Annotated in this window: 14 protein-coding genes and 1 tRNA gene; 8 read left to right on the top strand and 7 right to left on the bottom strand. The window is 43.2% G+C overall.

Annotation, left to right across the window (positions count from 1 at the left end; genetic code table 11):
* The first annotated feature begins 78 nt into the window (after nt 1-78).
* The 3 genes from AAKU64_RS18515 (at nt 79) to AAKU64_RS18505 (ending at nt 1,442) form a co-directional block, all read left to right on the top strand.
* Nucleotides 79-381 (top strand): ElaB/YgaM/YqjD family protein, encoded by a 303-nt coding sequence (locus AAKU64_RS18515; protein ID WP_354334122.1) that lies wholly within the window; start codon nt 79-81, stop codon nt 379-381.
* Nucleotides 382-576: 195 nt separating this feature from the next.
* Nucleotides 577-963 (top strand): phage holin family protein, encoded by a 387-nt coding sequence (locus tag AAKU64_RS18510; protein ID WP_354334124.1) that lies wholly within the window; start codon nt 577-579, stop codon nt 961-963.
* 86 nt (nt 964-1,049) lie between these two features.
* The gene (locus tag AAKU64_RS18505) at nt 1,050-1,442 is read left to right on the top strand and encodes a hypothetical protein (protein WP_354334126.1); all 393 of its coding nucleotides are present in this window, start codon (nt 1,050-1,052) and stop codon (nt 1,440-1,442) included.
* A gap of 184 nt (nt 1,443-1,626) precedes the next feature.
* Here AAKU64_RS18505 and AAKU64_RS18500 read toward each other — a convergent pair whose 3' ends face one another.
* The 7 genes from AAKU64_RS18500 to AAKU64_RS18470 form a co-directional block, all read right to left on the bottom strand.
* Nucleotides 1,627-2,577, bottom strand: coding sequence for a hypothetical protein (locus tag AAKU64_RS18500; protein ID WP_354362646.1), 951 nt, complete (start codon nt 2,575-2,577; stop codon nt 1,627-1,629).
* Between the two features lie 378 nt (nt 2,578-2,955).
* Complete coding sequence (gene cls, locus AAKU64_RS18495; protein ID WP_354334130.1) at nt 2,956-4,353, bottom strand: cardiolipin synthase; 1,398 nt, start codon at nt 4,351-4,353, stop codon at nt 2,956-2,958.
* Nucleotides 4,354-4,469: 116 nt separating this feature from the next.
* Nucleotides 4,470-5,573: a glycine zipper 2TM domain-containing protein gene (locus tag AAKU64_RS18490; RefSeq protein WP_354334132.1), complete on the bottom strand. Its 1,104-nt coding sequence runs from the start codon at nt 5,571-5,573 to the stop codon at nt 4,470-4,472.
* 125 nt (nt 5,574-5,698) lie between these two features.
* On the bottom strand, nt 5,699-6,055 hold the full coding sequence (locus AAKU64_RS18485) for a hypothetical protein (protein ID WP_354334134.1): 357 nt from the start codon (nt 6,053-6,055) through the stop codon (nt 5,699-5,701).
* 63 nt (nt 6,056-6,118) lie between these two features.
* The gene (locus tag AAKU64_RS18480) at nt 6,119-6,271 is read right to left on the bottom strand and encodes a DUF3309 domain-containing protein (protein ID WP_322117970.1); all 153 of its coding nucleotides are present in this window, start codon (nt 6,269-6,271) and stop codon (nt 6,119-6,121) included.
* A gap of 176 nt (nt 6,272-6,447) precedes the next feature.
* Nucleotides 6,448-6,741, bottom strand: coding sequence for a sll1863 family stress response protein (locus tag AAKU64_RS18475; protein ID WP_322117971.1), 294 nt, complete (start codon nt 6,739-6,741; stop codon nt 6,448-6,450).
* 84 nt (nt 6,742-6,825) lie between these two features.
* Nucleotides 6,826-7,314 (bottom strand): outer membrane lipoprotein, encoded by a 489-nt coding sequence (locus AAKU64_RS18470; RefSeq protein WP_322117972.1) that lies wholly within the window; start codon nt 7,312-7,314, stop codon nt 6,826-6,828.
* Nucleotides 7,315-7,505: 191 nt separating this feature from the next.
* Here AAKU64_RS18470 and dusA point away from each other — a divergent pair, with 191 nt between their 5' ends.
* The 5 genes from dusA to AAKU64_RS18445 form a co-directional block, all read left to right on the top strand.
* Nucleotides 7,506-8,537, top strand: a complete 1,032-nt coding sequence (dusA, locus tag AAKU64_RS18465; protein ID WP_354362645.1) for a tRNA dihydrouridine(20/20a) synthase DusA — start codon at nt 7,506-7,508, stop codon at nt 8,535-8,537.
* Between the two features lie 53 nt (nt 8,538-8,590).
* Nucleotides 8,591-9,046: a copper chaperone PCu(A)C gene (locus AAKU64_RS18460; protein ID WP_354334139.1), complete on the top strand. Its 456-nt coding sequence runs from the start codon at nt 8,591-8,593 to the stop codon at nt 9,044-9,046.
* Between the two features lie 306 nt (nt 9,047-9,352).
* Nucleotides 9,353-9,428 (top strand) — tRNA-His (locus tag AAKU64_RS18455).
* A gap of 807 nt (nt 9,429-10,235) precedes the next feature.
* On the top strand, nt 10,236-10,982 hold the full coding sequence (locus tag AAKU64_RS18450) for a hypothetical protein (RefSeq protein ID WP_354362644.1): 747 nt from the start codon (nt 10,236-10,238) through the stop codon (nt 10,980-10,982).
* 646 nt (nt 10,983-11,628) lie between these two features.
* The coding region (locus AAKU64_RS18445) for a contractile injection system protein, VgrG/Pvc8 family (RefSeq protein WP_354362643.1) at nt 11,629-12,014 on the top strand (386 nt) is incomplete at its 3' end.

Raw genomic sequence — 12,014 nt, 5'->3', positions numbered from 1 at the left:
GGTGGTTGTTTAAGGAAATTCAATTCAAATTTTCCTGAACAATAGTAGTGATATTTTTTATCTTTTTAGGAGCTCATTATGTTGGAATCAAATTTAAAAGCAGTCAACAAAGACGTAAAATTATTGATCAAAGATTCTCAAGCATTGTTCGTTGCTGCTGCCGCATTAACTGGCGAAAAAGCAGACGAAGCTCGTGATAAAGCCATGAAGCTGCTAGATGCGGCTTTGGTTAAAGCGCAAGAAGCGCAAGCCAGCGCGATTGTCGCCGGTAAAGAAATGGCTGTATCTGCGGATGTCTATGTCAAAGAAAACCCATGGCGTGCGATTGCAGCGGCAGCTGGTGTTGGCTTGTTATTAGGTGTGATTATTAACCGCAAGTAAAGACAACTGCGCGCAAGTAAGCGCAGGGACATTAAGCAGAGTAAGTAAAACGACATAGCAATATGTCTTGTTGGGTTAATGCCGGATCGGTTCTGGCGTTAGCCCACGATTGTATTCAAAACCGTATTCAAATTCGTATTCAAAATACGAGCGCTACAGATTCACCAAACTAAAAAAACTTCCAGGACAAATCAAATGACGGATAACTCTAATGCAGCGCCCGCTGTCGGTTTAATGGCTGGCTTAGCGGGCGTTGCCAAAAATGGATTTGGATTGCTATTGTCTAGACTAGAACTAGCTGCGCTGGAATTGTCAGAACTGCGTAATCATGCGCTAAAAATCGCACTGGTATTCGCATTGGCGATTTTGGCGATCTGGTTTGCTTTGGCTTATGGCACGGCGTTGGTTGTCTACTTAAGCTGGGACGCATTAGGCTGGAAAATTCTATTAATTATGAGCTTAGTATTTGTCGCAATCGCTGTTGGATTGCTGCTCTACCTGTTGTCGATGGTAAGGCATGGTAAGTTATCTTTACCAGTCACTATGGCTGAACTGAAATCAGACCGGGATATGCTGCTCTAGGTTTCACTGGCGAACTCGCCTTTTAAAGGTTTTCTAAATATCACATCAACATCAAATCAACATCGCGCTGGCTAATGGAGAACAATATGAGAAGTGACGCAGCAAAAGAAAAAGCTCTCGCTAATCGCAAAGCACAATTGTTGCTGGATGGCGCGGTTTATCGCATAGGCATAGTCCAAGCCAAAACCAATGTGTTGCAGAGCTTGCATGCAGAAACTTTGGTACGTAATGTAGGCCAGCATTTGCTCGGCGTAATCGGTATGCGGCTCAATACCTTATTTACGCCCAATATAAGAAAAGTCGGCGGACAGTTTCAGACATTAATGCCGCTTGCTGTGACGGCATTCACATTTTTGTCTGGTAAGAAATTACTCAAGCCTGTGATCGGTGGTGGCTTACTGTTGACTGCTGTCGGTGCGGTAGTTGCGCTAGCTTTGCGTCGTAAACGACCGGAGATTGATGGTTCTTATGACTTATAAATTCTTATAAACTACTTTGTCTGTCGGGCTAACACTTGATTAGCCCGACAGACAATAGTTATGCTCTCTAATCTGCCTGTTCAATTTATTTTCTGACTAAGTTACTAACTTAGTCGCTAAATTATTCACTAACTTAGCAACGAGCTCCGTCACTAAATTCGCTTCTAAATCAGTTTCTAAAATCTTATTTTACATTCTGCTGCCTGGTGTACTCAGCACGCTTCATCTCCATATAATCGTTTTGATCTAACTCATGTAATTGTTTTGGATATTTTTCTGTCGCTGCAAACCAGCTTAATAAACGTTTTTCTAATTGCGTATCTGGCGCTGCATTTGTTGCACCTAAATAGCTATCAATCGCAAGGTAGTAGCGCATAGTATTGCGTTCCATCAGGCCGCGTACGCCGCCGATGTAGTCGGGCTGGCCGTCTGGTGCTGTACCGTTGATAGTGAATCCTACTTTGCCATGACCCACCGTTGCGAGGTAAGTTTGCATTGCTATGCGTCCAGATAAGCCAGTGGAGTAAGAATAGGTCAGATGCAAAAATGTTTTTGTTTTTGACAGGGTAATGGCTTCTAAAATAATGCGGTAGTCGTTAGTGCCGAGCGGTCCCTGATCGGCACTGAGCATGATCTGCATGTATTCCGGCGTTGTTGCTACCTGAGTGTAATTAAAATCAACACGGCTTGCGTCGCTTAATTCTTCTGGCGTTTTTTTACCAATATAGACTTTGAGTGCTGCGCTGGGCTTGTTGTCTGATCCATTGCTGCCTGCCGTTTTTGTGGCATGACAGTATTTAGTATTCAGATGTAAGTGCATGATGTCGCACCAATGGTCAGGGCTATTCAGTCCTGTGGTGACGGCTGCAAAAGGGTAGTCAACCACGGCATAAATATCACCTTTTAGACGATGATCGGTTTCGACTGATTCCAATACCAGAGGTCGGTTGAATTGATTTTTCTCTAGCTGTTGCTCGATGGCGCTATATTTGGCGTGCATAGACTTTGCCGCTTCGGACGGATTGATATCTGTATCTGCCAGGGCGTGATGACTGATACTCATCGCAGCTATCATGGCGACTAATAGTAGCTGGGGTAATGACTGACGTAACTGTGTTGGATTAAAGTTTTGCATTTGCTCTCCATTTTGTTATTTAACAGATGTTTGTTTTACGCTTTGTGAGTTATGACTCAATAATTTCGCTAAGTTAAGCCCAGTTGCGCTAGTTTTATTGGTGTCTTGATTGAGCTGAGTTTAAGCTTATTTTTAGGCTTATTTTTGGCCTGATTAATCAATTTAATGCTTAGTTATTTAATATACTCCCCATCATTTTTACAAAATATGGCTTATTGTCCATTAATTATATGGACAATTAAATATACATAGTGGGAGTATATTTAAATGGCGAATAAAATATTTAGTAAGGCGTTACACTTCCAATAGCTCAAATCCGCTAGCGATTACAAGCAATCATCACAGGCAAGCTGCGCAGGCAACCGTCGTAGGTAACCATCACAGCCAATATTCTAGTCGCCGCGCAGTCCATTCTTTAAACTTGTCACTAAAGGGACGTTGTTCCCAGACTTCTTTGGTGATTTCTTTGGCGTTACGCAGGTCTTCTACAAAGGTTGCTTCCATCGCGTTGCCAAATTCTTCTCCAAAGACGACGACGTTGATTTCATTATTATGCAAGAAGCTACGGGTATCAATATTGGTCGATCCTACGGTGGCCCAGACTTGGTCGATCACAGCAGTTTTTGCATGGAGCACTGCAATTTGTAGCTGATAAATTTTGATGCCGTTTGTCAGCATTTCATCATAAAACGATTGCGCTGCATGGAATACCAAGCCGCTGTCTGTGACGCCAGGCAAAATAATTTTGACATCAACACCACGCTTGCTGGCGTCACTTAAGGCTTGCAAAATTTGCGCGTCTGGTACGAAGTAGGCGCTAGTGATATGGATCGTTTTTTTAGCTTCTTGTATTGCAAGAATATAGGCTTTATAAATCTCATGGTTGCCACCTGGCTCACTGGCTAACACGCGCACCAGTTTGTCGCCAGCTTCTTTCAATGGTGGGAAGAAGTTACTGTCAGATAGCTCTGGCGATTTCTGACTGGCCCAGTTATCTAAAAATACCCATTGCATGGCAGCGACTGCAGGGCCTTCGATTTTGATGTGGGTATCGCGCCAGCCGACTTTGTCATCCCGTTTTGTTTTTGAGCGAAATAAAGAGCTATTGGCATAAGCCGCGCTGATATTCACGCCACCGGTAAAAGCGACTGTGCCATCAACGATTAAGATTTTCCGGTGATCACGATTATTGGGTTCCCACGGGCCAATTAGCTTTAATGGATTAACCGGATTAAACGCTAGTAAGTGAATTCCCGCTTCTCGCATTTTGTCAAAAAAAGTCTGGGGCGTACCGATAGTGCCGACGCTGTCGTAAATGATATTGACCTGAACGCCAGCCCGTTGTTTTGCGATCAGCAGATCTGCAAAGCGGATACCTAGTTCGTCCTGATCGAAGATGTAGGTTTCTAAATTGATGTTATCGGTGGCGGCGGTAATCGCCTCCATCATGGCAGTCATCGTTTGTGGGCCATCAAACAATAGCGTGACTTTGTTACCGGCGATGAGCGGGTTGCCAGTTGCGGCTTCTTCTAGCGCGGCTAGTGCGGCGATGTCGATATGAGAATTACGCCAGCGCTTAATTAATAGCGAATTAGTTTTCTTGGCACTGAGTGTACCTTGTGCCGTGGTTACAGTCGGGTTTGCCGGGGCAGATAATGAGGTATTTAAATAGCGTACTTCAGGCAAGGCCGCGCAGCCGGTGGCGAGTATGACTGTACTAATCGTTGCGATAATGTTGAAGACCTGAATAAATTTGAGACGAGTATTGCCACGCATGTTTCCCCCAACTGACTCGATTGACTTCATATCGTTAATCTGGGGTGCTCAATGAGCACCCCAGAACTGGATTTTTCTTAAGAAGAAACGGTGACTATTTTAGTCATCGTATAGTATTAATTTCTTACGATAGTACCGTTATTGACTTGTACTTTATCACCAACACGGTAGCCAGGTTCGCTGGCAAATGGAATCATCTGCGTTGCGCCATTTTGTAAGCGGACGATGACTTCGTAGTGATTGGTTTTGCGGGCATTGCCTTCTATATTCCGACCTGCATAGGCACCACCTAAAGCGCCTGCAATTTCTGCTGCAGTGCGGCCATTGCCACCACCGACCTGACTACCGAGCAGTGCGCCAACAACGCCACCACCGATGGTGCCCAGGTAGCCGCCTTCGCCTTTAACTTCGACGATATTGACAGCTTCTACAGTGCCGCAGTTGTAGCAGATACGGGCGGCTGGCGCTGGTGCAGTTTGTACCTGTGCTACTTGCAGGTTTCTGCCTAAGGTCGCACTGGTGACGCGTTCTACGCCGCGATCAACGATGCGTAAATTAGCGGTGACGGTACTATTGGGTGCGATACGGTCACGGCTTCTGATTGTGTAGGAGTTGACGTATTCGCCACTGGCGACTTCAGGTAAAAATATTTTACCTTTGACGCCGTTAATGGTGAGATCAACCTTACCGCCTGGTGTGCCAAATACAGTAAAGCGTAAATCGCTACCACCATTTAAGTCTACTGCCGGGTCAACATTAAATCGTTCAATCTTAGGTTGTGGGCCGGACACTATTTGATTGGTGTGATTTCCAACGCCGATTTGCAGAGATTCATTTAAAACTGAGCTGGCTACTTGATTACCAACGCGCAGATTAGCTGTTACCGCACTGCGTGCAGCAATTTTGTCGCGGCTGTTGATGGTGTAAGTACCTTCGTACTGACCGGCTTCTACTTCAACCAAAGTTAGGTTACGCGTGGCACCGGCGATGCGCAAAGTAGCCAGACCGCCAGGTGTGCCATAGATGCCAAAATTGAGTTCTACGCCAGGTGCTAGTCGGCGTACTTCATCAACATTAAAACCATCAATCCGTGGCGTCATTTGTGATGTGTTGTATTGCTGTGCTTGCACCTCGCCGGATAGCATCAGCAATGGTGCCAGCAATGGCATAAACGCCGATATGGCCAGCGTGCTGGCGATGATTTTCTTTGTAATTTTCATTTTGTTCCCCTGACTTTTCTTAATATTCTTGTTATCTTGATTTGGATTAAATCCAAGTTTTTTGGTGTCACGTTTTTACTTCTAGCTTTAAGTGAAATTAAAGCGGCTGGCGAGCCATGGATGGCTTACCGAGCAGAGGTTTTCATCATGTCTTTTGCACGCTGCAAATCTTGACTATAGGTCATCCGTGCTTGTTTCATGCAAGTAGCACTTGCAGCACCTTTCATTTGCTTACAGGCATATGAAGATTCTTGAAGAACTGCACCAGCTTCTTTTTTCAGAGTTTGGTATTGCTCTTCTGGCGTCGCATCACCTTGGAACCAACGCGGCGGATCAATCAATGGCGCACCTACTTGCGGCATGCTCGTCGGTGATGAGGCTACGGGTGCTTGTGCCCAGCTTGCATTGATCAATAATACTGATGCGGCAATACCGACCATCATATGAATAGTGCGGTGAAAATCTAGTTTAATTTTATTCATTTCAACTCCTTGATAGTTACATTGATAGATGGTTGATTAGCGGTTTGTAGCAATCGGTAGCGGTTAAATCCGTCCGGTTAATAGCAAGACAATCAGGACAACAACGATCAGCCCAGTGACGCCGCTCGGACCATAGCCCCAGTTACGGCTATGTGGCCAACTTGGAAAAGCGCCGACTAGCGCAAGAATTAAAATAATTAGTAAGATGGTGCCCATGACTTTGTCCTGATGTTTTTGATGCTACTGAACTTAGTTATCTGAATTAGTTGCGTAACTTAGTTACGTTATTCAGTTGCATTGTTAAGTTGCGTTATTTAGTTAGCTTATTTAGGTATCTTATCTAAGCAAGATCAGAGCGCATTCATTGGTAATACACTCTGAAGATAAAATTTTTATAGCTTGGATTTGAAATCGTGGAAGGTTTTGATAAACGCATCACGAACTTTTTCTGTGCCGACTACTAAGTCTTTCCAAGATTCTTCTCCAGCCGCTTTTAGCTCATTCAATTTTTCATTGGCCAAGTGTGATTGCTCGCGCAGCTTAGTCATTTCTTCATTATATTTATCGTGCGCATCTTCTCTGGCCTCTTTCGCTTTTACTTCCAGCTCTTGCATCGTTACATTCAACTCATCGAGTTGTTGTTTCATTTTTTCGATGTAAGCGTCTCTTGTGTCTTTATCAAACATGATGATTCCTTTAAATAAATTAAAAAATTGGAGTTAAATTTTGATCAAAAATGAAGAATTTTATTTTTCAGTTCTATAAAAATATTAGTAATGATCTACACGACCATCCATCAGGCGAACACGATTACCAACGCGGAAATCATAAATATTGTCTTGCATGACGCTGGTAGTGCTGCCGTTATCTAAACGGATTTGGATTTGATATTTATCGGATGCTTGGGCATTTTTGTTTTGCTCAACATTGTTACCGACTAGCGCACCACCGATTGCACCCGCTACTGTGGCGGCAGTTCTGCCGTTACCATTACCAACCTGATTACCCAACAGGCCGCCAACCAAGCCACCAACTATTGCGCCGCCACCACTGGTATTGTTATTCGGGCGAACGACTTGAATAGATTCGATGTAGCCATAGTTACTGGCGTTGTTTTGATAATTTTGGTTATTTTGATTATTGGGGTAGGGCGTCGAATAACTGCCTTGTTGGGACGTATTCTGTGGGGCATTATTGGCACAGCCAGCAAGGGCGGCTGTTGCTAACACCACTGCGCTGATGACAAGTTGAGATTTCATGTTGTTCTCCTGAATAAGTGTGGGATCAGAATAAGACTGATAAAACACATGGTCTGTACGCTGCCGCACTTAACTCAAGATATGCTCAGACAGTGGAAGTTGGATGATGCCCTGCTATGTCAGCTATAATTCGGCCAACCTGAAAGTTCTTCAAAACGATCCAGTTTGATCAAGAAATAGTAATTAAATCAATGAGTTATAAATCAAGAAAAATCTCTGTTGCCCCGATGATGGATTGGACTGACCGTCATTGCCGTCAATTCCACAGGCAAATTACGCGTCATAGCTGGCTGTATACCGAGATGGTAACGACTGGTGCTTTGTTGTACGGCGATGTGCCACGCCACCTTCAATTTAATGATGAAGAACATCCGGTCGCTTTGCAACTGGGAGGTAGTGAGCCCTCAGATTTAGCGAAGAGTGCCAAGCTGGGCGAGCAATGGGGTTACGACGAGATTAATTTAAATTGCGGCTGCCCATCCGAACGCGTACAAAAAGGCGCATTTGGTGCATGCCTGATGTCAGAACCAAGTCTGGTTGCTGATTGTGTTAAAGCGATGAGGGACGTCGTTAGTATCGATGTCACTGTTAAACATCGTATTGGTATTGATGATATTCAATCTTATGAATTTGTACGTGATTTTGTGGGGCAAATTGCTGATGCAGGCTGTAATACATTTATTGTTCATGCGCGTAATGCGATCTTAAAAGGTTTAAGCCCCAAAGAGAATCGTGAGATTCCACCGTTAAAATATGAGTATGCCTATCAGCTTAAAAAAGATTTTCCGCAACTAGAAATTTTGATCAATGGCGGTATTAAAACCATAGAGGAAATTGACCTCCATTTACAACACACAGATGGCGTGATGTTGGGGCGTGAGGCTTATCACAATCCCTACTTGATGGCGAGCTTTGATCAGCGCTATTACGACGATCAGGCACCAATTAAATCAAGAGAAGAAGTGATCCAATTAATGCTGCCGTATATCAGCGCACAATTGGCGCAACATGCGGCAAATAAAGAAGTGAAGGGCAGTGGCCTTAAATTGAATGGTATTACTCGCCACATGCTTGGTCTGATGACCGGTTTGCCTGGTGCCCGAGTTTTTCGCCAGACTTTATCGGATAGCAAAAAATTAGCGTCAGGCGATCCGGCTTTATTATTGGAAGCTTTAAAGGGCATGCAGGATATGGCTGATTATGTTGAGCACAAACATGCTTAAATGTTTGCGGCTGCTTTCAGATATTAAAATAAACGTCAACAGAGAAATCAAAAATGAAATCTACGCTTAAATCAATCTGTCTTATCTCTGCCTTATTCTCAGTCGTAATGACAGCCCAGGCGGAAGTTACGATCAAAGATGCATGGGTCAGGGCAACTGTGCCACAACAAAAAGCGACTGGCGCTTTCATGCAAATACAATCTAGCAGCGACGTGCATATTGTGGAGATACAAACTACAGCAGCAGGTATTGCAGAAATTCATGAGATGAAAACAGAAAATAATGTCATGAGAATGCGTGCAGTACCGCAGCTCGATCTGCTTGCGGGCAAGTTGTTGGAACTTAAGCCAGGTGGTTTTCATGTAATGTTGATGGACTTAAAGGCACAGATTAAAGAGGGCGATATCATCCCATTGACGATCATCGTAGAAGGCAAAGATAAAAAACGTGAAGTGATTGAGGTAAAGGCAAAAGCACGAGCATTGAATGCCGCGCAAAGCAAGATGTAGTCGTGATCGTAGAGCTTCTCTTCAACTACTCATGTATCCGTCAAATACAATTGGTAATAATTTGTAATAAGCCATTTCTCTAAAAATTGCTAAGGATATATTAGAGGGACTGTGTTGCAATGCAATGCGCCTTACTTCCCCTCACTGCTAAAGTGAGTTTCGCCTGCGCTAATTTAGCGCAGGCTTTTTTATAAGCACAGACAATTGCCGTATTACTAAGCGGTTAAAAGAATTTGCCATATCGGAAAAAATATCTTATGCTCTCGCTCTTACTTACTTGGGGTAATCCTCTTGGAAGTCTCAGTGGTGGTCGTAGCTCAGTTGGTAGAGTCCAGGATTGTGATTCCTGTTGTCGTGGGTTCGAGCCCCATCGATCACCCCAAAATTCGTTTTAAGAAAAAACGGCTTACACCAATTGATGTAAGCCGTTTTTTTATTTTCTAAGCTTACAAAGCTTTCTAAAACTTAGGCTATCTGTCTTGCCTACACGGTTTTTGTCATAAGTTGCATTGATCATGCTCTTTTCACGTAACCTTTAGTGGTATTGATATGTGAGTCACCGCTTTTTTAGATTAATGATTTTTTTATTGTCTTTTAGCGTAAACCATTTAAATATGACGCCTTTTTTCTTTGTTTTTTATAACAAATTATTAGTTTTTTCGGGATGCTTCGAGCATATTGCAACCCTTTCGAGTGTAAAAAAGCACTAGACTATGCGTGATTTTCAAGGTGACTGCTCTATTGATTGCACATTCAATTTTTGGCTACCAGTTTGTGTTTTGACTCCCGATTAGATTCCCGCTCGCTAATGCTTATTTTTAGACCATCGGCTTCATATCAGATGTTTCTATAGTTTTTAGCTCGGTAGATGAGGGTAATAAAGCGTGGGATAATAGTGATAACAAAAGTAAGACATTAAACAAACTACCTTTGAAATAAACTTTAATGATCTACTCATTGATTACAACGTCCGTTACATAAAACATAAAGGTATGCCTCAAAACAAATAGTAATCTTTTCGTTATATATGCTTGGAGCTCGGCAATACTGCGATTGGAGTTCAGAGAATGGAAAATGAAGGGTGCGAACTACAACGGTTTTGCGACACCAGTTGTTCAGGATAATTACTTTTTACTTAATTAAATATAAATATGATAATATTTATATTTATATTTAATTAAGGTTTGATATGCCAATGCCCCTTTTCATCCGCGTCCTCCAAAAAATTATTCTCTCCGCTGCATTGATTGCCTTTGCCGGAACTGCTCATGCAACGCCAGAAAGCGGCTGGTGGTGGAGTCCAGCAGAGGGTGGGCGCGGATTTACCATTGAAGTGCAGAATGGCCAGATGTTTATGGCAGGTTACATGTATGACGATACTGGTCGTGCAACTTGGTATGCCTCTGGTCCAACGAAAATGGTGAGTGATACGATGTATCAAGGTCAATGGCAACAATATGGCGGTGGTCAAACATTGAGTGGCGCCTATAAATCTGCGAACACGGCCAACGCCAATGCTGGCTATGTGTCAATTACTTTTTCAAGTCCGACTACCGCGACGATGGTGATGCCTAATGGGGTGACTATTCCGCTTGTGCGTTATACCTTTGGTGGTGCTCCGGTAGGTGGTGGTAACACAAGTGATCCCGCTAACGTTTGTGATTCGTCTAATTTTACTTCTGCAAAATTTAGCGCGATCGCTGTTGGAATGACCTTGCCCCAAGTTAAGCAAGCCATTGGTTGCAAAAACTCTTCTGAACAGACTGTGCGCATTGGTCAATATGTTGGCTATGCATGGACCGCACGTATCCCTGGTAGTCTTGCATTAAGTTACTTTATTTGGGTATATTTTGATTCTACGGGCACTGTTGTTACCGACATGTACGCTGGTGCCCCAGGGACAACACCCTATTTCAAAAACGCAATTGGATTTTAATGTAAATTCCAAGTTATTTAAGTTGTTGACGATACATGTCAATGTATCGTCAGCCGCGACTTATAAGTAATTCTAGTAATTTTTATATGGTTTTCGTGCCAATAAACTATATAAATTCGGATCTTGCTTCGGCGTCTCGGCGCTCTGTATCAGGCACCAACTAGCTAAAATGTCGCAATCATCATTGTTGACTTAGCCCACAAACTATTCATGATCAGGGTTGCCTATGTCGTTTACTTTCGACGAGGAAATCTATGCTCGTCTGGTGGTAAGTTTTCCGGCGGTAAAGCGTTAATCTGTAATATTAATTTCATGATGTGTTTTTAAATCAGTAACTATTGTTAAAGGGGAGGATACCCTGATTTTGATATGTGATCTGATGATTCTATGCAAATAGTCAGTAAGTAAAAGAAGCAAACATTGTTAAGTAGAAGCATTAGCAGATGCACATTGTTAGATATCCTGTTCAAGTTCGCAAAATAAAACTAGTTACACCAACAAACGATAGACAAATAAATAATTAAGTATTAAAATAATAACTTATTTATTTGTCAATTAAATCGAAGTAGTTAACTCATTGTTAATTGTTCGCCGCTCGCCCCGCCCCGATACTGACCATCGTTAAACCAAGCTCAGAAAGTCCCTGATGACTCCCACCTTAGACGCCGCTCTCAACACGATCTTCGGAAGTCGTCAAACCAATCGCCTCCTGCGTCTCTCCTTTCCTAAAAACGATGGCCCCAAGGCGCTCATGGTCGTCAATCGGCTAGAGGCAACAGAAGCGGTCTCACGCGATTTTAAATATACCGTCGAAGTCATTTCCAATGACGCCACCATTGCGCTCAAAGACATCCAAGGCAAGATGGTCACGGTAGAGCTCATCCGAGAAGATGGCAGTCAACGGTTTTTTAATGGATATGTGTTCGAGTTTCGCCTAGTCAAAGCCGATGGCGGCAATGTCTATTACGAGATGGTGTTGCTACCCTGGTTAGCCTACACCCGCTTACGTCGTGACAACTACCTCTTTCACGG

Source organism: Undibacterium sp. GrIS 1.8, assembly GCF_040544445.1.
Taxonomy (GTDB): Bacteria; Pseudomonadota; Gammaproteobacteria; order Burkholderiales; family Burkholderiaceae_D; genus Undibacterium.
This window is presented reverse-complemented; position numbering and strand designations above follow the sequence as displayed.